We start from the raw sequence: 21,231 nt of genomic DNA on the forward strand, positions 1-21,231 counted from the left end.
TATGGATATTAACCATCCCATCATTGAATCCAGCGCCCGCTATGTCAGCGGGCGTTGTCTTTTAAACGGCACTGACGTGCCATTTGTATCATTCAGCGTCGAGAGCAATGCCTTTCGCGGCGCCGGGACGTTTGATCTGACGCTGGCCATCTCAGCACTGCCGGCGGCGATGCAGCTGCTGAACTGGTGGGCGGTCCAGACGACTATTCGGGTTGAGCTGTTCATCTCGATCATCACCCAGTCAGGCGTGGACGAGAAAAGGCACATCACGGGCAACATCGATACCTGGCATTACGAACCGGCGCGGTTTGAAATTTCGGCGGAGGGCCGCGATTTCACCGCAAAGCTGATTGATACAAAGACACCCGGTGAGAGCTTCAAAAACATGACCAGCTCCCAGATAGCTATAACGCTGGCGCACCGTCACGGCCTGAAGCCGATTGTCACCGCAACGACGCAGCGGGTCGGTGAATTTTACCAGATTGATACGGCGCACCTGACGGGAGAGAAGACCGAGTGGGACCTCATCACGACGCTGGCGGGAATAGAGAACTTATCAGTGTCTGTTGAGGGTGACAGCCTACACTTTGGACCAAAGCGTAGCCTTTCCACTCATGACAGTTATGTTATCCGCTGGCAGCCACCAGGCGTGCAGGCGTATCCACAGTGCAATCACTCAGACGACCTGTCATTTTCACGCGCACTGACCATTACCAGAGGCGTGACGGTTGAAGTCCTGAGCTGGAATGCGAAGCGCAAAAATAAGCAGTTAATGGTGTCCTACCCGCGGCCAAAAAAAACACCGCACCCGGAAAAGCTAGGTCCGAGACGCAGGTCTACAGGGTCATCCGTAACGGATTGACGCCTGAGGATGCCCTTGCACTGGCACAGTCGATTTACCAGCGATAGTCCAGCACGAGATGACATTCAGCGGTTCAACCGCAGGTGACAACCTGCTCATGCCAGATACGCCTGTGCGTATTGAGGGCACGCACAGCCCGTTCGACCAGGTTTACCACTGCGATCGGGTGCGACGTACGCTGAGCTGGGAAACCGGCTACACCATGCATCTGTCCGGTAAAAATCACAGCCCGGCACTGGCGGCCGAACGGTGAGGGCGCTGCTGAATATCATGGCGGCCACGGCGCGCCAGAGTGAGGCAGGCGAAAGCGGGACGCGACAGGGCACTGTCACTGCTTATTACCCAGATAACTATGCCGTGAAGGTGCAGCTGCAGCCAACGGGCGAAGAGACCGGTTGGACATCCAACCGGGTAAGAGCCATCCGGCTCGTGGCGCCGCGCTGCATCCGCAGCGGTCGGCAATAAAAAAAGCCCGTGCAAAAGCACAGGCCTGAGAGGGTTAAGCCGGGTCGGGTGCCGGCTTGTCTGTTACGGGTGGCGGCATGGCGCGGATACGCCCCTGCTCATCCGTCCAGCGGAGTTCGCTGTTGATGAGGCCGCGGCGCTGTATCTCGTTAAACAGGGTTTCGTCTGACAGGGCGCGAGCCTTGTGCATGCCCACCAGAAAATCTGCAGAGGCTTCAGCCAGCGTGGTGGCACCAAAGTCACTGAAGATGGTGACGTGGCCACCGGATGCCTCGCCCGTCCATTCCGCCAGATACTGCAGGGCCAGCCGGGTCGCATCAGTAAGGTCACACACCATGCGCTGAAGGGCACTGGTACCCGCTTCGTTATCCGCCAGTGTCTGCACCACGGTGCGGTGGCCGGGTTTGATCACCAGCAGTTCCGCACCTATCTGGCGCATCTTCTCCTCGAGGTCGAGGATGTCAGTGCGCCACGCCTCGATGGCTTTACCGGTGTGCTCGACGTAACGCAGGTCGGCATCGTCTTCCTCAGACATGATGGCCGAGGCCGCGCCCACCGAGATGGGCGCATCGCCCAGCTTTTTGCCAAACAGTACCGGCACGCGGGCGACATGCAGAATGGTCTGCTGGTCGCTGCGGGACTGCCAGTGCTCGACGTTAAGCCAGGCCAGCTCCGCCAGCGGCGGCCTGCCGTTCATAAAGCCCCGTTTGTCGCCATAGACAGGGACAAAGGTGATTTTCTTCAGGCTGGTGGTGCCTTCTTCGTGCATCTGCCACTCAACCGCGCCTGTGGTCTCATTGCGCTTCTCACGATAAACACGCCAGCGACCGGGACTGAGCACCCTGACCTGCTCGATGTCTTTGACGCTGAATTCGTTTTCAGGGTCACGCTCACTCACGGTCTCGACAAAGCGCAGCAGGGTGAACGTCTCCTGACCGTTTACGCGTTCGGAGTCATAATCCAGCAGGCTGTTGGCCGCCACCTTCACGAAGTATGGCCGCAGTCCACGCTGACGCTCCTCCGCCAGTGAAAGTGACTTATCCGCTGGTGGATGCTCAACCAGAATGCCGCAGAGACCGTAAGCCATGGCCTCTTCACAGATGTCCGCCAGGAAGGAATGCAGGTTGGTGCCCTGCAGATCGATATCCGTGAACATCTCCCGGATGCGCGCCGGCACGACCTTTTCATCCCAGGTCACCGGGCGGGGAAAGGGTTTGCCGCTGAGCACCTCCACCGTGCGTGAGAACGCCGGGAACAGCGTGGCCACCGCCAGGCGGTTCTTATAGAACGCGTCCTCTTCATTGGGCCATCGGGGCAGGAACGTTTTGCCCGCGAGGCGCATGGCGGCTGTGCCACCCAGGAGTGCGGTGATCATGGGCCAACATCCGGCCATTGACTCAATTTTTGGCGATCGCTTGCGGACGTCGTTGCTCATGGTGGTATTCAGTTATGCAGAGAAGGAACGGACCGTAGTGCCTTTCGGCTGGAACAGTTCGGTAATGGCCCAGACCAGCGCATCGAGGCGGTCGGGAGATTTTCTGGCCGTGGCGGGTACATACGCCAGCAGCTGGTTCTCGAGCTGGTACAGGTTGCCACGGTGGGCCACCCGGCCCTGCTCATACAGAGCGGAGATAGGTTCAGCACGGGCAAACTTGCCTTTACTGGCATGGACGCGAATGATGCGCCCGCGAAAGCCTGCATTACGCAGCGTATCTTCGGCCATGTCACCGCCCTGATTGGTGTCAATGACTATCGCTTCAGCGTGATGCTCTTCATATGCCCGGATGGCCCGCTTTGCCCAGCCGTTAGGTGAGTACTTGCCGGAGTAGTCTGCATCCGCGGAGAAAAGCCTGTCGTTGCCGCGGCCATAGCTGCTCGCCACGACAATACCGGTTTCGTCACTCTCTTCACTGTTGGTGGCCTGCGGGTCGATGGCTACAACATTACGCGATGGCTGCAGTGCGATATCCAGCGCACGTGCGCCGGAGACCATCGCTTCAGTCCAGAGTGCCCCTTCGGCGTTGAATCGCCGCGGTCGCTGCATGTACTGCGCTTCAGCGGTGCGCCGGTGCGAAAACAGGGAGACACGGTGTGACTCGTTATGCTTGTACGGCCACAGCCAGCCGTCAGGCAGGCCATGTTCGATCGGTATCGCGTGTGAGTTTTCCGGATACTGCGCTGAATAGGCCTCGCTGTTATCAATCAGCACAGGCAGGTTCAGGTGGTGCCAGCTCTCACCACTGCCGCCCCGCAGCAGGTAGCCGCTCAGGTCGTGATAGTGAATGCGCTGCATGATAACCACGATTGGCGTGGTCTCGATGGCCAGACGGGAACGAATGGTTTCGTTGAAGCGTGTGTTGACCCCGTCGCGGATGATTTCGCTGTAGGCGTCGTCAGGCTTTACTGCGTCATCAATAATGAGCGCGCCCTGCCAGCCAGGCTCCATATGTCCGGCACGAAAGCCGGTAACCTGGCCTGCCGCAGAGGAGGCGTAGACCCCACCGCCGTATTCGGTCCACCACATCGCTTTACTGTCGGCATCATCGCGCAGCGCCATCGGCCACATGGCCTGATAGGCAGACGACTTAACGATGCTGCGCGTGGTCGATGAGTTCAGTAACGCCAGGTTGTGGGAATACGAGAGGTGCATGAAGCGGGCGCGGCGGTTCAGCGCCAGCCCGCGGCCCATCATGTTGATGGTAGCCAGTTCAGTCTTGGTGTAGCCCGGTGGAACGTTGATGATAAGGCGCGGTATCTCGCCATCAATGACCCGGTCCAGCGTCTGCTGTATGACCTGGTGGTGTGGCGCGACTATCATCCTGCTGCCGGTGCGCTGCTTGAAGAAGTAGCGGGCGAAGTACATCACGTCTTCTTCGCACTCTATGTGCCTTGCAGCGGTCTTGTAGTCAGCAGTCGTCATCCTCTAGCATTTCCCGGCGCGCCTGCCGGTATTCCTCGCGGGAGAGCAGTTTAACCTCAACCGGGCCACCGTCTTTGCCCGTCAGCGCATGAGTGGACTGTTCGCGGAAGGCCTGCACGGCGATGTGCTTACCCAGCAACTCCAGATTCTTCACTTTGTCCGGCCACTTAATTTTTTTTAGGATGTTTTCAGTGGTGGTTTCGTCGAAATTGGTGATGGTCGTCAGCACGTCCAGACCGCTCAGAGTTGTGCGCCACACCTTAGGCCACTCGTGGACCTGTTTGAGTCCGCAATCATCCTTCAGTATGTCGAGCACATCCATCTCATCAATCTCAACCAGACGGCGCAGCACGTAATCTGCATTTATGTCTACCCTTTCATTGCGCGCTGATTTAAGTTCAATGATGCGTTTTGCGATGTCAGGTTTTGACAGGTTCTCGGAACCGATGCGGTTAGCAGTTTTTGGGCTGTAACCTGCCCGAATAGCAGCCTGCGAGGCGTTCAGATCAAATAAGTACTCGCGACAAAACATGTCTTGTTTTTCAGTGAGTGACATCCGAAGCCTGCCGCTTTGAAAAACTTCCAAAAAATAATTTAACTTTAATCATATTTTCAGAACGTATAAAAGCACAATAACGGACTAAGGAGTTTCGAACATCAGGGTCGAGGAGGCTCCTCACTTGGAAATTCAGTGTCTGCGTCATCATCATCTTCGAGTGGCCGATCATTACCTGGGGAAATATCGAAGGATATCTGAATTTTATAAAAAAAGGATTGTTCAAACATTTAATCCTCCACCTCTGAGTATCATAACGAAAGTATACTTACGATAACCAAGAAGAATCCTGTCAATCTTAAGCCAGAGACAGGCGTACCGAAGTTTAACTGAACCTGAATTGTCACTTCGCTAAACCAGATTTGATATAACTTTAAACAACTGCTTTTAATTACCGATTCCCACTCAACCTCTTACGATAGTAAATGGCTGTATGTAGACGACTCTTTATTCTAAAATTGGCGTGATTTATCACTTTTGCCCAACGGGGGTCGACGGTGTTACGGTTATACGCCTTAAGTGCATCCAGTAAAGTGCACCACTGACGTGCCTGGTAAGATTTGTCATCTCCCAGATTAAGTCGCATATGCTGTATGGTAGAATCAACCTGCTTTTTTGCTTCCGAAAGACCCAGACCCAACTGATGAGCTGCGGCTGTTTTTCTTATCTCAACAACGTAAAATTCCAGATCAAATCCGTTTTCTTTCACAAAGCCTACCCCTCACTGCTACTGGTTTCGAATATTAATAGCAGAAGAAATCACAAAAGAAAGCGAAGCGGTAAATTTAAATTTAATCGATTTAAACTTAAGTGTTCAATGTACGCCTTTTGACAGAGGCATTTTACTCCCTAGGAATTAATTAGTTCAGCATTCTGCATTGACAAACTTAAACCTTAAAGAATTGATTTAACTGTAAATAACTTAAACTATTCTCTCTAATATCGGCAAGGCTCTTTTTATGAAATAATGCTGCAAGTTATGGAAGAGTTCCTTAGGCAATAAAATAATAATGTACAATTGATGCCGTGTTGTATAACTTTGAGCCGCGGTTATAGCCGCAAGTAACGAATGATGCTTTGCATCGCCTCTGAAGGTGTAGTGATTTCCACTTTTAGAGGTTATTTTTTAATTCTTATAATTGATTTTTAAGTTATTTTACTAAGCGGATTTAAAAAGATTAGACCTCGCCGTTATAATCACACCTACAAACTTTAAGTTCGCTAAGAATCCTCAGCCGCATACTGGATAAGATACCGGTTGTCATAAATTTAAACGAGCCGCCAGAAGCGGCTCATTAATGCTGGCTCATAAGTTATGATTTACCATCATCCTGCTTGCCATCACCTTCATCAGGTAACGGTTCGTTATCGCCCGGCTTAGGGTTAACTTTATCTGGATCTGTATCTGGTTGTTCTGACATATCTGCCTCCAGTCACCCCAAATGGGTAAACTTTATATTAGCTGTTACTTCGACCACCTAAGTAATTCAGAGGCAGAACTGCGAGTGCGGAGAAATATTAAACATTGTTTGTTCCAGGCGTTTGGCTTATTCCCCCTGAGTGGCGTAGCGCTGTAAACAAAGTCATGGTAGATGCCGCAACAGCTCAAATCAGCGTTTGTTTTAAAGGAATTCTTTTCGCACCCAGTTACAATCTGGCCTGTCCGGTTGATAATTATTCAACACATCAAGGTTGATCGTTTTCTGCTGAAGTATAACTGTTTGCTCAACCGGCATGCATGATTTTGAATCCGATCTGATGTCGCCGTACAGGTCCAGACAACTGTTCCATGAGGCAGAAAGGTGAACGTATTCAGCAGCAATATCATCAATCAAAGACATATCGATCTCACCAGAATCTCCGCGAGAACTCCTCTTCGCCAGTTCAACAACATGACTCAGGTAAGGCATGAGATTGTCCGGAATAAGCTTTTCATACAACCTGTAATTCTGGTCGAATTTACAGCCATGCTGTTCAGCCACTTTCAACATTGCAATGAAGGCAACAAACTGCAAATGCCCCTTTACCGTACGTACATTTCTGGCGAAGCATCGCCAGCGCTCAGACCCAACATAAATGAAGGGTTCATTGAGTAGCTTCGCCATCTTTCCGTTTTTAAGCATCAGCAGTTTTTGGTTCACACGGGTTTTAGCGTAGCTAAACGGAAAATATATACTGTAAGTACTGATATCTTTGGTTTCACGCATAACCTCAGCATATCCCCCACCAATGTCAGCGTGAGCACCAGCAATCGTAATTTCCGGGAAACTTACTTGAAGCGAGTGCAGGGCAAAGTTATAACGACACTCGTGCATAGCATTAAGCTGAAAAGCATTTCGCGCAACGTTTTTGTCCACTTTAACCTTCAGATTGCGGGTGTATATCCTGTCATGAAACTCATGCTCGAAAACACTCTTATCAAAAAAACTCCCTACCGTATCGAATAACCCCAGGAAATTCACCACAGGCGCATCAATAAAATCACGATCAGATTTCTTTTCCACACCTCTCAACATATTTGCCAAAGATTCATCATTTTCCGCGACGAGATTAGTAAAATGACGGGCCAGCACACCTCCCCGGCTGAATCCAAAAACATCAAATTCAATACATAAAGGCTCACTGTCATACCCGGGTGCTGACAGAAACTGCATCAATTCTTTTTCGATACGCTGAAGACACAGTTCCATCTTTGAATCCGGACCGTAACCTATCACGTCAAATAGAGCCTCATCACCCGTCAGGATGGAATAGAGATCGTCCGCCTTATTGTCCAGAGTGCCAATACCTTCAACATAAACTTTCAAGTAGGACGACGATTCATCATCCGGGTTACAAATGCCGTAATGTTTGTTCAACCGAAAAATATTTGTGACATTAAAAGTTCATCAGGACTGAATTTTAAGGCATTGCCATTATTACCTGTGCCGTCAAAAAAGACGCCCATGCGGATAACGCGCGGATCTGCAACATTGTTCAAGGGAGAATTCATTATTTTAGGACCTGACTGGATATGGAAGAGGAAGTGAAATCAGCAAACGAAAGCGCCGTTACTCTATACGGTTATCTTTGTGCCTTCCGTTATTTCGGATTTTTTCACTCTCGCGGATAGCCGCTTTATCGTTGTTGCATGTCAGCAGTGACGTCAGCAGTCTTTCATTCAGGACAAGGCTGTCACCCCAGGTAAAGGGTTCAGGTATGTCAGGCACCGGACAATCTGCCAGTAACGCTGCCGGGATGGGACTTGGAGTCGTATCAACGTGCCGGATTTCGGTGCGCACGCAGCTGCTCAACTGCGTCAGGAGGCACAAGCTGAGCGGCACAGTCGTTGCTTTTAACCAGCCTCCTGATAACCACCACCCTGTGCTCACTTTCTTCCCGCTGCCTCTGATTGTCATGCTGAGTCGCTCTCGCCAGGTCATTCATGAGAAGGGTCGTTTTAATGAAGTTTCGGGCAATTGCTTCAGCAGACTTTTTTTCTGACAGCACCTGCTCGTTTGTGTGAATAAGCTGAGTCACGGAGACATGTTGTACGGTGACGGTAATCCCCAGCGCGGCAATGATGGCCACCAGCATGAGAACCAGCAGTAGCGTGAGTTTAAAACGGCTGGTTACTGGGACCATCTTTCACCCCGGACAGCCAGAATTCGATCTCCCTGCGGTTAATCAGACCAGTGCGCTTTTTCCCGCCTGCGAATACCCATCGATGCAGTTCTTTCCGTGCTCCGACGTCATCCCCCGCGTTAAGCTTCTTCAGCAGGGTCGATGAGGCAAAGGCCGTGAGCCCGATGTTATAGGCAAAACTGTAAAGCGCAGCCCGCTCATACTCATGAAGCGGAACCTGCACCAGACTGTCCACCCCCTGCTGTATCTCTTTCAAATCGGTATTCAGCAGGCGGTCACAATCGGACTCGGTGTAGGTTTTTCCTTTCACGATATCTGCACCGGTATGCCCGTCACACACGGTCAGAGCGCCCGCCACATCCCGGTAAGGGGTATAGCGGCGCCCTTCCAGCCCATTTTTTCCGCCCAGTAAGGTTGCAGCAATGGTGAACGCTCCTGCGCCGGCAATTGCCAGCAGACGTTTTCGTAAGGATGGTGAAATGGCCATGGTTCAGTGACTGACGTCCCTGCAGGTGCAATGGCTGGCTTTGATCTCAGCCATTGTCGCCTTACGCCGGTAATACCAGTTGATGATGCAGGTCAGCGTGGCGATGCTGATGCCCGCCAGCACGCCCAGGGCGCTCCACTCTTCCGGACTCAGTAAGGTGAGAATGTTGTGGACGATCGCGCCCGCAGATGCGCTGTAAGCGACACCTGTAGTCAGTTTGCTCATAAGGGTCTGCCGGAGAGAGAGGTAAGCCAGGGAAGGGAGTCATGACCCGACGTGGGGTAACGTGGTCGGGAAATAAAAAAAGCCCCGACGGTGAAGTCGGGGCTTAAGCATTTGTTGAAGGGTAATAACCCATATTTAGAGCCATTCTACCCCAAAAAGTGCAAAAGTAAATAGCGAGCGATAACATCGCCAGCTTGTGTATCGTGCACTACTTAGTGATAACCGAAAGGTGCTTCTCCGCCCAGGCCTCTTCCCTGTAGAGTTCTGATATCAGAAACGCCAGCAACTGCTTGACGCTTTTGTTCCAGGTATCCTGTGAAATGGATTCAGTAACCTGGCACACTGCGCTGAATACCACCGCTGAAGCGATCCGCTCAAACCCATGGCCGGCACAGCGCTGGCAGTGCTGATAAACGGGCACGCCCTGCATCTGCGTTTTCAGGCGATGGACAGACTGGCCACGACCTTTGCAGTCTTTACAGGCTGCTCGCATCATTCCTTTCCCTCCGCACTTACTGCAGCGCTTACCCTTTTTCCAGCCCGTGCTGTTACAGGCATGACATGGCAGCTCTGTATCCGGGCTTCGCGCATAATCCAGAAACGCGTAGTTTGCGAGGACTCTGATAACGGCCAGGCGTTCTGAATCCACCAGCTTTCTCAGAGCCGGATAGAAAACGGACCGGTTTAAACCAATAGCGGTGAGCAGACGCACGGTGCGCTCTTTGTCCTGATGACTGAGATTCATTTTTCCGCAGAAGGCTGAGTAGCCGAGAGGTGCGCGCCTGAGCGTCATTCCCAGTGCAGCCATGATATCTGTACCTGAAATGTCATCAGGCGAACAGGGAGACGAAACAACAGAGGGTGAGGCTGAACGGGGACAATGGTACTTAACAACACTTCCAAGTTTCATAGGGATGACTCTGTGCCGGTTAACCAGCCGGCACTATGAGTAAAGCCTGATTCATTTTTCTGAATGCGCGCATTCACGTTTTGCAGAGTGAAAAATGAATTTCTACACAAACTTCTCCTTAGGTAGTTCGTCCCTGCTCTTTCGGGTCACGCGGCACCACAGCGCAATCAGCGCTTCCCCGGTGTGGTGACGAGGACTGGCCCCTTTTTTCCATCCAATCAGGGTGGAGGCGACGACGTCCAGTTCTTCAGCGATATCCTGCAACGAGTAGCCTGACCGGCTCATGTCTGATAGGATACGAAACCAGTCGATTTTAGAGATGTTGATAATTGGCACGCTGCTTCCCCCTGAACTTCAAAGCCTGAGTAATTCTTTCAGATTTCTGACACCGAGTTTGTTGGCGCAGTTCTTGCGATGCTGGTAGAGCGTCTTGGTTGAGATGCCCATCCAGGATGAATGGCAGACGGCGTCGATGCCATTCAGAAAGCCATCTATGACAGAAAGCTCACGCATCGACATTTTGAAGCTTCCCCGAACAGAGCATTCCCGGCTCATATAATACTCCACAAGGAACGAGAGATAACTTACTGGCATTGACGCATCCAGGATATGCTCCAGCTCACAGACACGCGCTATCAGGTTTCGTTTACGTTTGTTCAGCAATTCGTGACTGTCAGTGAAGATAAGTACATTACCGTTGGTCTTTCTGAGCAGCGTTAAAAAGGTGCTGAACCAGGTCGGGAAGAAATCGTCAGTACCCAGGCAAAGAATAGCAAGACGGAACGGACCTGAATGCTGTTCAGGGATTCTTATCCATAAGTCATGATCGTTTGCTGAGTAAACAGGGACAAAATTTCGTTTCATGCATTCAGTTTCAATTAAATGAAAGAGACCATAGCGTAAAATATTATCTATGCCTATCACCACAACACATTTATTACCACCCGCCATAACATTAATTCCATAACCAGATTAATCAGTTAAGTTAAGCCCTCCCTTGGGCATCCATTATTACTACTGTCTTTTCACCGAGCACTCAATGCAAACTTTACTTAAAAGAAAAGGTTACAATCAGCACTGTGCATCTAATGCGCGGCACATCTAACTAAAATGATATTTTATATCACTCAATAAGATTAACTTTCAGATTCTGATTTAGAATTTTTTCTCATTCACCTCCCCTTTACCTCACCTCTCTGAATCACAGAAAGTAAACTTAACCCGCCGCAAAATCCCGCAATACCGCTTAAAGGAACATCAGGTCTAATCGATATTTGATAATTTTTTGGAGAACCCCATTTAGCAATCATTACACAATTGGGGCATAGCAACACTGAACGTCAAAATATGAAAGATAATTCAGGAAAATGAATTCACGCCTGCCTTAAATTTTCAGTATCTCTTGTCAGTAATGTTCACTTACCTACGCAATTTAAAATATACACATACCATTCCATTGAGCGTTAGTTGATAAAACCCCACGGCATTAATGATATGTTATTACATAACAGTTAAGGGCGTTTTTAACAGAATTCTTCTGGTTACAAACGCGATCCACAAACAGGGAGACAGCATGGGAATTTATAAGAGAAGCGAGTGTGTCAGTGTTTTGGCTGTAGTCGCCATATCACTGAGTATCATCATCGCTATGCTGGACAGCACGATTGCAAATGTTGCTCTGCCAGTGATTGCGCGTGAATTCGACGTGACAGCTTCAGCGTCAATCCTGATTGTGAATGCCTACCAGTTTGCTGTCGTGGCTTCTCTGCTGCCTTTGGCTGCGCTGGGTAAATCTGTCGGCAACAAACGTGTATTTGAAGCCGGTGTAGTGTTTTTTGCGATTTCATCTCTGGGTTGCGCCCTGTCTGAAACGCTCAATATACTGACCGTTTTTCGCGTCATACAGGGGTTTGGTGCAGCAGCAATACTGAGCGTGAATGCTGCGCTGATTAAAGAGATATACTCGACCCGGTTACTGGGCCGCGGGCTGGGGATCAATGTGATGATCGTGTCGGTCTCGGCTGCAGCCGGTCCGTCGATTGCATCCGCTATCCTGTCCATTACCAGCTGGCACTGGTTGTTTATTATCAATATCCCGATCGCCATAGCGTCTCTCATACTGAGCGTCTTCTTTCTCAATAAGCGTAAACCTTCAAGAGCAGAGTTTGACAGAAAAGGCGCGGCACTCGTCTTTAAGCTCGGGACGATGTTCTCATTTTTCGTCATGGGGCTGACTAAAGAGATACCAGCTATGGCAATGGTGAGCTTTGCCGCCTGTATGCTCATCCTCACAGAGCTTTATCAAAACCAAAAGCATAAAGCAGACTAGGTCCTCATCCCCATCGCGTTGCTCAGTAACAAAACCCTAGCCCTTTCACTGATGATGTCCACCCTTTCCTACAGCACGCAGCTATTAGCTTACGTATCGTTGCCTTTCTATTTTCATAACATACTGCACCGTGACGTGGTCGAGACAGGTCTGCTTCTCACAGCATGGCCCCTTGCCACAACGGTGACGTCGCTGGCTGCGGGTGAATTGCTCAAGAGGTATGACTGCAACTTTATTGCTTCTGTCGGACTGGGCCTGCTGCTGGCTGGAATGGTGCTAATGGCCATATTGCCAGTGATGCCGGTCAACACAGACATCATCTGGCGAGTGGCGCTATGTGGTACAGGATTTGGTCTCTTTCAGTCACCTAATAACTTCCTGATAATGACATCAGTGAGCAGCGAAAACACCAGCGTGGCCAGCGGCCTGCTCGGAAGCTCGCGCTTACTGGGTCAGATTACTGGCTCGGCCATGGTCGCAATATTTCTGAACCTGAATGAAGCTCAGGCAACCTCCCGAAGCATTTTAACAGGTGCAATAATATGCTCGTTTAGTTTGATATTAAGTTTTTCAAGGCGAAGCACGGATGGTCGAACTAATAATAAAAAAAAACAGCTTAATCTTCGATTTAAAATAAAAATTACCCATGTATAAAGTCAGCAGTAAAAACAGGGACCTTACTAACTTAAATAAAAAGTCATGCTATTTTCCGCTCATTATAAAAAATTGTTAAAGAAACCCCACTCAGAATTCATAGAATGAAAATTATTATTCTTGAGTTTTTTATAAAAACCCAGCCAGCCCATGACATTCAAAACATCATATTCGAGTTAATTTCAGGGTGACGAGATATGGCTAACCCCCTAAGTAATATATCAGGAAAAAGCAAAGGTAAATAGACCACTTAGATCAGAGTGGCTCGAATTATTATCCGTAGCAAAAAAAACAAACAATCAAAAAATCAAAAACCATCCCCAGAATAACCTATTTAAACTGAAAAAGAAAATTTCTCAACTCCTTACTAAGGCTTCACAAACAGCCCCTACGAGACATCAACCCGATCATTCTTCCGAAAGCACTTTAAGCTTATCATTCAATAAAAAATGAGTTGGATTTTTTATGTATACTGCAAAATATAGATTTATTATTTAGTTGTAACTTTACCTTCCAGACACCTAAACCGGGTTTAAGAAAAAGATTGAACATAATCGTGAAGAGGTTATGATAATTAGGAAACATTCACCCTCATATTGTAAACTAATGTCATCTGAAAAAAATTTACCTAAACTTACTCGTGAACGAGGAAGACCACGTGTCTTTGACATGGATGAAGTTTTAGACAAAGCCATGATTGTGTTCAGACAAAAAGGATACCACGCCTCTTCAATATCTGACCTGGGAGATGCGATGAGCCTCACTGCAGGAAGTATATATAAAGCTTTCAGCGATAAGCGGACCCTTTTTCTTCGAGTATTTGAACGGTATATCGCCATCCGTAACGCTGATTTACGCAACAGATTACAGAGATTCTCTGATGGTAAATCTAAAATAGAAGAGTTACTTCAGTTCTATCTCGATTCAGCGGTAGAAATTGAAGGACGCAGAGGCTGCCTTGTCGTTGGAAGCACCGTAGAATTACAGACTCTTGATGAAGAGTTATCAGACCTTGTGAGACAGGCAGTTGCGCGTAATCAGAGCTTTCTTATCTCATTGATCGCAGAAGGCCAAAATGACGGTTCGGTTTCTTCTGAACTTGATGCGGAGACTGCCGCAGGCTTACTTTTGTGCGTTGCATTTGGTATGCGTGTGGTTGGAAAAATACAGGATGTGACTAATGGGGAAAAAACGATTAAGATGGTTATGAAAGTTCTTGAGTGATTGATTTGCCACATTAGGAAATGCGCATTTCCTAAATAAGACAGATTGCCACCCTATCCCCACAATGGTAAGACAATTCAGGTTGAAGGTGGTGTTCAAGTGCAGGATGACCATGATGAGCTCAGTGAGCGAGTTTTGATTCTGATTAAGGTGACGGCTTGTGAATTACTTAAGCCAGGTGAAAGCATCAATTTAAGTGAAGTGATTGGCGCGATATACCGGATATCTTTACGTACTCAATGTCCAGAGGTCAAAAGGGTTTGCGAGGAGGCAATTCGAAGGCTGACAAAGAAACTAAATTAATCGTTTTAATGTATAAACTCTCAATCTGAGCAACAGGAAATAAGTATGCGCATAAAAAATTTATTAATTAAACCACCTGGAAATGGGCAGTTGTTTTTAAAAGAACAAGCTTTGATTTCTGAAAAAGAAGCTCTTGGCTCACTGGTGACTGAGATTCTTATGAACGGAAAACCCTTGAGCCGTAAAACGTTATGCCTTGAGGTCCTGAAAAAGTTAGATGGTAATGAAGATGTAAATGAAAAAATGATTTATAACAGCATATTCAAAAAACTGTTGGCGGGATAGCTTTAGTTAGTACAAAATTACTACTATTGCACCCCGCCATTGTAGCTCTATACTTTTCACTAAAAACATGCGTTTTAAAAATTGAGTCATTTGGTCCAATTTAAGTCTTGTTACCCGGCTCAAAATGGGCATCTGCCTAATCGTTAGTCGAATACTTCAGAACATTGATTGCATTAACTGTATTAATTTTTACTATAGAACTGGCTCATTCTACTTATAGCCTTGCATATGGATTTAACTCAGTTAGATGAACAGTTCATTCAGGACTCCCATTAAATTCAGTGCTCAGTAAGATAAAATTTTTTAAATGTACTATTAATTACTTTTCAGAAAAATCATTGAAGTGAAAGATTAACCATTGAATTCAGAGATATCAGCCGCTGGTATATGTTCTCATTTCATCATAACTAAGCATCGTTACGAACATCTTCATACTGTCAATATAATAAATATATAATTCTTCTTTCGTGCAAAAATAATTTATCGCTCCATAATTAGAATGTCTAAACATGGAGAACAAAGATGAAGAATCCGACTCTGCTACAGGCATTCCACTGGTATTACCCTGAAGGTGGTAAACTCTGGCCCGAACTCACCGAGCGATCGTCAGATTTAAAGGAATCTGGAATAAATATGGTCTGGTTACCCCCTGCCTATAAAGGCGCCGGGGGCGCAACTTCTGTGGGATACGACACTTATGATCTGTTCGATTTGGGAGAATTCGACCAGAAAGGTAGTATTTCAACAAAGTATGGTACTAAAGAAGATTTACTCAGAGCTATCAGCTCATTGAAAAATAATGATATTGCCGTTTTATTAGATGTTGTTGTTAATCATAAAATGGGGGCTGATGACAGGGAGGCAGTTCAGGTCAATAGAGTGGACGAAAACGACCGCACGATAATTGACGAAGAAGTTGTTAATTGCGAAGCCTGGACACGCTATACCTTTCCAGCCAGAGCGAGTAAATACTCTCAGTTTATATGGGATTTCAAGTGTTTCAATGGTGTAGATCACATAGAAAACCCATCAGAGGATGGGGTATTCAAGATAGTTAATGATTATACAGGTGAAGGTTGGAATCAGCAGGTTGATGAAGAAATGGGTAATTTTGATTACCTTATGGGCTCAAACATAGATTTCAGAAACCACGCAGTAACTGAAGAAATCAAATACTGGGCACGCTGGGTTATGGAACAAACGGGTTGCAACGGTTTCAGACTTGATGCAGTTAAACATATTCCCGCCTGGTTTTATAAAGAATGGATCGAGCATGTGCAGGCTGTTTCAGACACCCCTCTGTTCATTGTGGCAGAATACTGGTCTTTTGAATTAAATAAACTACAACAGTATATTGAGCAGGTTGAAGGGAAAACAATGCTCTTCGATGCACCTCTTCATATGAAATTTCATGAGGCATCAAAACAAGGTAGTGATTATGATCTGAGTAGAATTTTTGAAGGTACATTAGTTGAAGCCGACCCTTTTCATGCGGTCACATTGGTTGCGAATCATGATACTCAGCCCCTCCAGTCTCTTGAAGCCCCTGTTGAAGCCTGGTTTAAACCGCTGGCGTATGCGCTTATCTTATTGAGAGAAAATGGCGTTCCCTCAGTATTTTACCCGGACCTCTTTGGAGCAGACTATGAAGATATGGGTAATGATGGTGAAACCCATCGTGTTGACATGCCAGTCATAGATAAACTCGATAAGCTACTGCTGGCACGTCAGCAATTCGCGCATGGTGTTCAGACGTCCTGGTTTGATCATCCAAACTGCATTGCATTCAGCCGGAGTGGTACGGCGGAACAACCAGGATGCGTTGTGATAATGTCAAATGGTGATGATGGGGAGAAAACGCTTAATCTCAGTGAATCCTTAGCTAATCGGGTCTGGCGAGATTATCTTTATAACTCCGATGAAGTTGTTAAAACTAATGAATCGGGAGAAGGCGTCTTTAGATGTAAAGCAGGTAGCGTAAGTGTCTGGGTGCTCGAAGAATTTGCTTCCTGATTCACTATTTTTAAAACCTGAATTGATGTGCCGGCAGAATTCATACTGCCGGCAAAATTTATTTGGTGGAAAGCTGATATTCAGGGTGTTTTCCTGCCAGCAGTAGTAAAAATTCGTATTCTCCCTGACTGAGTTGAGCAGGTTTCGAAAGCGACTCCTTCATTTGCCACACTCTCAGACTCAGATTAAATCTTTCGGCTGCATTAGCCTGTGTCATACCCGCTTCAATGCGTAAGCTTCGAATATCATGCTGGACGGACATTACCGGTACAAAGTTGTTTTTCATCATAACTTATCTCTGGCGTTGGTCTTTGGTGTGTGTAATGGTCAAAGAAACTTTATAAAAAACTCCACTTTCAAATATTTAATGCTCATAAAATCTAGTTATGGAAAATTAACGCTTCGCTTATATTTTCACCCGCCTCGCTTAATCCCCGTCTCTATATCAGAAACATCCCATAAATAGTTTTAGACATTTAATAGGGAATATTCTGCTTTTTAGTTTAATCAAATCATTCAGAATCTCACCCCCAGTTAGCCCCAATTAAATCAGAAAAATTTTTTCATATGAGGTTAGTCATGAAAGACCCGATTCAACGTCGCATCCCCCATGATTTGACGCAGGTAATAATTAACGAGCACTGGCAAATAACCTACTGGACTCTTACGCTCCAAACCACTCAGGAAAGGCTGACCAGAGCTATCAGGGAAGTAGGTTCAAATACAGAACAGATACGTGCATGGCTCAGGGATCATCCCCCTCTCATAACACCCAAGACCATGATTTAATTATCTGTAATTAAATGAGAGTTTATTAGCAATTAAATCAGTTATCCCATGGCGTAGGTTAATGTGTCTCATACTTGATTGGTTGCCGGTAATGCGAAATGAATGATGGTCTTAGCCATGTCTTCGGTTCTGCTATTGAGCCTGACGGCTGAGCTTGCAACATGCCTGACCAATGTGGAATTTTGCTGTGTGACCCGTTCGAGATCGGTTACTGCCTGCGTCACCTGAATGATCCCTTTGCTCTGTTCATTTGAAGCATAAGATATTTTCCTGATGAGTTCATCAACTAAAGAAACGCATTGGGTCAACGCTTCCATAGTGTTCCCGGCACGATCTGCGACCTCTTTGCCTTCATTCACACGAGAGAGAGTTGCATTGATTAACCCTTCAATTTCTTTGGCTGCACTTGCGCTGCGCTGCGCAAGTGTACGAACTTCTGTAGCAACAACAGCGAACCCTCTGCCCTGCTCTCCTGCCCGTGCTGCTTCAACGGCAGCGTTTAACGCCAGAATATTTGTCTGAAATGCGATACTGTTAACTGTGGCGGTAAACTGCCGTATTTTTTCGGCTTCTTCGGTAATACCATTCATCATGAGTCCAACTGAGTTCACCAGCGTTTCGCCTTCTCCGGTTATGTATGCCGCTTTCTCTGCAAGACTGCTTGCTTCATCAGCACTTAATGCATTTTGCTGAACGTTTGCACTCAACTGGGTAATACTATGGGCTGTCTGCTCTAAGGAAGATGCCTGTTGAGTAGTCCTGCCAGAGAGGTCAGTATTGCCCGCTTCGATGTCTTCAGCCTCACGCTTCAGCAGGTCCGTATTTTTCTTGATGGAAAGTACAGTTAACAAAAGACTGTCTTGCATGGTTTTCACCAGTGGTACCAGCTGCCCTACACAATTTCTACCCAAATCTTGCAATGGATTAGTCAGTTCGCCGGAAGCAATTCCTCTGAAATGTTCCCTTAAGATTGTCAGAGGCTCAACGAGGTGCACGACCAGAAAACGGTCGCAGAACACCAGTAACACAATGATAAATAATGAGGCAACGGTGAAAGCTATCTTGAGTTTTTGACGATCATCATTGAATGCATTCTCTTTATCAGCCAGTTTCTCCTGGAGGAATTCCAAACGCTCTTTTGATACTGAATTAAAATTTATATCAGAACCTGTCAAGGCTGTTCTAAATTCATTCCAGTCTGGTGTAGCAGGAACTTCTCCTGCCAGGGTTCTCTTTAAGGAATCGTCACCTGAATTCATCACATTACCTGCTCGGGTCAGAAAGATAAGTTGAGCAACCAACTTTCCTTCACGCTGCGTTTGTTTATGTAGATCTCTTAAGATTTCTGAACCATATAACCCAGCAAGAGCAACAACAATAAAAGCTGCAACAAGAATGCACTGCACTACCCGGCGAATAGTAAAGTTTGTAAGAAATTTCATTTAATTACCTGGTGTTGTGATTAATTTAGAAAAAAATAGTAACCATAAAAATTATTTTCGTAGCGTGCTATTAGATTGCGCGCAAGTGCGTTCTCAGTTAGAGTCTGGCAGGCATTTAAAAAAAAGGAAATATTCCAGCAAAAAATATTTTTCTCAAACAGATAGACCCTTTTAATTAAACTAAAAAAAACAGGACGAACTCGATTGACCGTCTTATGATGGTGAAAGAGACAACAAAATGCTTAGTCTTCACTCAGTTTATAGCTTCTCCTTCCGGTCGGTTATTTTTCTTACACTTTTACGTTCCGGTTATTAGACCCGGCACGGGGGATTTATGAATAAAAATTTAAATGCTATTAATGAACGTCATAAGCGTGCGCTTGAAGCCCTTCTCGCCCCTGATGAAGAAAGGGACAATGTCCTGAGGAAATTTGTACATTTAGTCAATCAGGCGCTGGGTATCCCTGGGAGCTTCATTTCAGTTTTAGATGAGGAATTTCAATACATCCGAGCCTCGCATAATTTCTCACTGAAACACTCAAAAAGAGAAGAGTCTTTATGCCAACATGTTGTTGATGACGACAGCGCTCTCATCATTTCAGATACATGGCTTGATGCTCGTTTCGTAACCCACCGCTTTGTTACGGGTGAACCTTACATACGTTTTTATGCAGGCGTTCCGCTTAAAGATCGAGAAGGCCATGTATTAGGTACTTTTTGTGTAACTGATGGGGAACCACATCCCTTCAGCGATACGCAACTCGCTACGCTAAAACAGCTTGCTGAGTTGGTAATGTCATTTCTGGAAGCCTGGCATGCCACCGGTTTTAATGACCCTGTTACTCGCTTGCCAAACCGCTCACGACTAATCAGCGATATGCAGTCGCTCGCTGCAGAGGGAGATAAGTTCAAGCGTCGTCTGATTATTATTGATTGCCTGAAAATGGCTCATGCTTATGACTTAGCTAAAACAGTTGGAATGAAGCCGGTTGAAGAACTTCTCAGGGATATAGCTGTAAAATTGCCTCGCCGGTTACGTCCTCAAAACGGTGAGATGATCTATGCGATTTCCACTGGACGCTTCGCCATTCTGGTTCGCGACGAAAGCCGCCTGGACGCCTCGTGGATTGCCGGGCGTATGGATGGCATCTGTGCAGAATTAGGTAATGGGATATCAATTACCCTCACTTCCCATGCGGGCCAAACGGATTTTACGGCAATTTCATCCAAAGCCTATGATGTCGTTCGCCGTGCTTCGGCTGCACTTGAGGAAGCGATCGATAAAAATTTACCTTCAGTCATTTATAAAGAGTCAGAAGAAATAAAACGTTCGAATGATTTTACGCTTATGAATGAGCTTTCTGATGCAATACGTTTTGATAAGGGCCTTTACCTTGTATATCAGCCTAAAACTTGTCTCAAATCGGGTCAGCCCGTCGGCCTTGAGGCGCTGATACGTTGGACACATCCTGTCAGAGGTGAACTCTCACCCGCGGCATTTGTACCAATGGCTGAACAAACGGACCTACTGCATGAGATGACAGAATGGGTGATTGACACGACGATAGCCTGCCTTAAGCGACTCAATCGACAAAATATTCAATTGCCCGTCACAATAAACGTCAGCCTGAACGATTTCGCAAAAAGCAATTTTGCTGATCTACTGGAATCGAAAATGCTTGAGGCCCGATTACCTAATAACCTACTGGGAATTGAATGCCTTGAAACTGAGCGGATTATTGAAAATGCACAGGCACTATCCGGCTTGCATAGACTTTATGAAAAAGGGTTTAACATATCTCTGGATGATTTTGGGGCAGGTTACAGTAACATCAGTTACCTGCGACGTATGCCGCTGGATGTAATAAAACTTGATCGCTCACTCATATCAGGTGTACTCAAAGACGCCTCATCGCTCGTCATAGCGCGCAGTATTATCAAAATGTTAAAAGAACTTGATTATACGGTGCTCGCGGAGGGTGTAGAGGACGCTGAAGTAGCCACTCTTATGAGTGATTTCGGTTGCGACCAGGCTCAGGGGTATTTTTTTGCTAAGCCGCTATCTGATCCTGAACTGGACATATGGCTTCACAGACGCTTGTGGAACTGAAAGCACAAGTTCAGTTAACGATACGCCTGCTCC

At 46.9% G+C, this 21,231-nt stretch carries 21 protein-coding genes and 1 pseudogene; 8 read left to right on the plus strand and 14 right to left on the minus strand.

The features are described from left to right. The first annotated feature begins 1 nt into the window (after position 1). Together F3J38_RS20330 and F3J38_RS28140 are read left to right on the plus strand one after the other, a co-directional pair. The gene (locus F3J38_RS20330) at positions 2-862 is read left to right on the plus strand and encodes a type IV secretion protein Rhs (RefSeq protein WP_240156042.1); all 861 of its coding nucleotides are present in this window, start codon (positions 2-4) and stop codon (positions 860-862) included. Between the two features lie 97 nt (positions 863-959). Next, positions 960-1,115 (plus strand): hypothetical protein, encoded by a 156-nt coding sequence (locus F3J38_RS28140; protein ID WP_240156043.1) that lies wholly within the window; start codon positions 960-962, stop codon positions 1,113-1,115. Between the two features lie 246 nt (positions 1,116-1,361). On the opposite strand, the gene F3J38_RS20335 is transcribed toward F3J38_RS28140, so the two are convergent. The 12 genes from F3J38_RS20335 to F3J38_RS20385 form a co-directional block, all read right to left on the minus strand. Continuing rightward, positions 1,362-2,561, minus strand: coding sequence for a DUF4055 domain-containing protein (locus F3J38_RS20335; protein ID WP_369411022.1), 1,200 nt, complete (start codon positions 2,559-2,561; stop codon positions 1,362-1,364). Positions 2,562-2,774: 213 nt separating this feature from the next. Continuing rightward, complete coding sequence (locus F3J38_RS20340) at positions 2,775-4,247, minus strand: phage terminase large subunit family protein (RefSeq protein ID WP_167141386.1); 1,473 nt, start codon at positions 4,245-4,247, stop codon at positions 2,775-2,777. Beyond that, positions 4,234-4,803 carry a terminase small subunit gene (locus F3J38_RS20345; RefSeq protein ID WP_167141388.1) on the minus strand — a complete coding sequence of 190 codons (570 nt, stop codon included), beginning with the start codon at positions 4,801-4,803 and terminating at the stop codon, positions 4,234-4,236. The genes F3J38_RS20340 and F3J38_RS20345 overlap by 14 nt, the downstream gene beginning before the upstream one ends. A 1,622-nt stretch (positions 4,804-6,425) precedes the next feature. Beyond that, a complete protein-coding gene (locus F3J38_RS20350) occupies positions 6,426-7,610 on the minus strand; it encodes a T6SS phospholipase effector Tle1-like catalytic domain-containing protein (RefSeq protein ID WP_167141390.1) in 1,185 nt (394 codons plus the stop codon). A gap of 47 nt (positions 7,611-7,657) precedes the next feature. Then, entirely contained in the window at positions 7,658-7,795 is a 138-nt protein-coding gene (locus F3J38_RS20355; protein ID WP_167141392.1) for a hypothetical protein, read from the minus strand. 58 nt (positions 7,796-7,853) lie between these two features. Next, a complete protein-coding gene (gene lysC, locus F3J38_RS28490) occupies positions 7,854-8,174 on the minus strand; it encodes an Rz1-like lysis system protein LysC (protein WP_444505527.1) in 321 nt (106 codons plus the stop codon). Then, positions 8,059-8,427 (minus strand): hypothetical protein, encoded by a 369-nt coding sequence (locus F3J38_RS20360; protein ID WP_167141394.1) that lies wholly within the window; start codon positions 8,425-8,427, stop codon positions 8,059-8,061. The genes lysC and F3J38_RS20360 overlap by 116 nt, the downstream gene beginning before the upstream one ends. Next, positions 8,402-8,914, minus strand: a complete 513-nt coding sequence (locus F3J38_RS20365) for a lysozyme (protein ID WP_205298351.1) — start codon at positions 8,912-8,914, stop codon at positions 8,402-8,404. The genes F3J38_RS20360 and F3J38_RS20365 overlap by 26 nt, the downstream gene beginning before the upstream one ends. Positions 8,915-8,917: 3 nt before the next feature. Then, positions 8,918-9,139, minus strand: a complete 222-nt coding sequence (locus F3J38_RS20370; RefSeq protein WP_167141396.1) for a phage holin — start codon at positions 9,137-9,139, stop codon at positions 8,918-8,920. 208 nt (positions 9,140-9,347) lie between these two features. Continuing rightward, a complete protein-coding gene (locus F3J38_RS20375) occupies positions 9,348-10,049 on the minus strand; it encodes an antitermination protein Q (protein ID WP_255463819.1) in 702 nt (233 codons plus the stop codon). Positions 10,050-10,151: 102 nt separating this feature from the next. Then, a complete protein-coding gene (locus F3J38_RS20380; RefSeq protein ID WP_167141400.1) occupies positions 10,152-10,385 on the minus strand; it encodes a hypothetical protein in 234 nt (77 codons plus the stop codon). 18 nt (positions 10,386-10,403) lie between these two features. Beyond that, positions 10,404-11,000: a helix-turn-helix transcriptional regulator gene (locus F3J38_RS20385; RefSeq protein WP_167141401.1), complete on the minus strand. Its 597-nt coding sequence runs from the start codon at positions 10,998-11,000 to the stop codon at positions 10,404-10,406. A gap of 622 nt (positions 11,001-11,622) precedes the next feature. Between F3J38_RS20385 and F3J38_RS20390 the strand changes: the two are divergent. From F3J38_RS20390 to amyA, 4 genes and pseudogenes are all read left to right on the plus strand, one after another. After that, positions 11,623-13,032 (plus strand): annotated as a pseudogene (locus F3J38_RS20390) (MFS transporter). A 606-nt stretch (positions 13,033-13,638) separates the two neighbouring features. Continuing rightward, positions 13,639-14,256 (plus strand): TetR/AcrR family transcriptional regulator, encoded by a 618-nt coding sequence (locus tag F3J38_RS20395; RefSeq protein WP_167141403.1) that lies wholly within the window; start codon positions 13,639-13,641, stop codon positions 14,254-14,256. A gap of 348 nt (positions 14,257-14,604) precedes the next feature. After that, positions 14,605-14,844 (plus strand): biofilm development regulator YmgB/AriR family protein, encoded by a 240-nt coding sequence (locus tag F3J38_RS20400; protein WP_167141405.1) that lies wholly within the window; start codon positions 14,605-14,607, stop codon positions 14,842-14,844. Between the two features lie 522 nt (positions 14,845-15,366). Then, positions 15,367-16,857 (plus strand): alpha-amylase, encoded by a 1,491-nt coding sequence (amyA, locus tag F3J38_RS20405; protein WP_167141407.1) that lies wholly within the window; start codon positions 15,367-15,369, stop codon positions 16,855-16,857. Positions 16,858-16,915: 58 nt separating this feature from the next. Here the strand turns inward: amyA and F3J38_RS20410 are convergent, their stop codons facing one another. Then, positions 16,916-17,143, minus strand: coding sequence for a hypothetical protein (locus F3J38_RS20410; protein WP_038650089.1), 228 nt, complete (start codon positions 17,141-17,143; stop codon positions 16,916-16,918). Between the two features lie 293 nt (positions 17,144-17,436). Here F3J38_RS20410 and F3J38_RS20415 point away from each other — a divergent pair, with 293 nt between their 5' ends. Beyond that, on the plus strand, positions 17,437-17,646 hold the full coding sequence (locus tag F3J38_RS20415; RefSeq protein ID WP_045814373.1) for a DUF3606 domain-containing protein: 210 nt from the start codon (positions 17,437-17,439) through the stop codon (positions 17,644-17,646). 68 nt (positions 17,647-17,714) lie between these two features. Here the strand turns inward: F3J38_RS20415 and F3J38_RS20420 are convergent, their stop codons facing one another. Next, on the minus strand, positions 17,715-19,088 hold the full coding sequence (locus F3J38_RS20420; RefSeq protein WP_167141409.1) for a methyl-accepting chemotaxis protein: 1,374 nt from the start codon (positions 19,086-19,088) through the stop codon (positions 17,715-17,717). Between the two features lie 334 nt (positions 19,089-19,422). On the opposite strand from F3J38_RS20420, the gene F3J38_RS20425 reads away from it, so the two are divergent. Next, complete coding sequence (locus tag F3J38_RS20425; RefSeq protein WP_167141411.1) at positions 19,423-21,198, plus strand: GGDEF and EAL domain-containing protein; 1,776 nt, start codon at positions 19,423-19,425, stop codon at positions 21,196-21,198. Positions 21,199-21,231: the final 33 nt, after the last annotated feature.

Origin of the sequence: Candidatus Pantoea formicae, assembly GCF_011752625.1 — a bacterium.
In the GTDB taxonomy this organism is placed as follows: Bacteria; Pseudomonadota; Gammaproteobacteria; order Enterobacterales; family Enterobacteriaceae; genus Pantoea; species Pantoea formicae.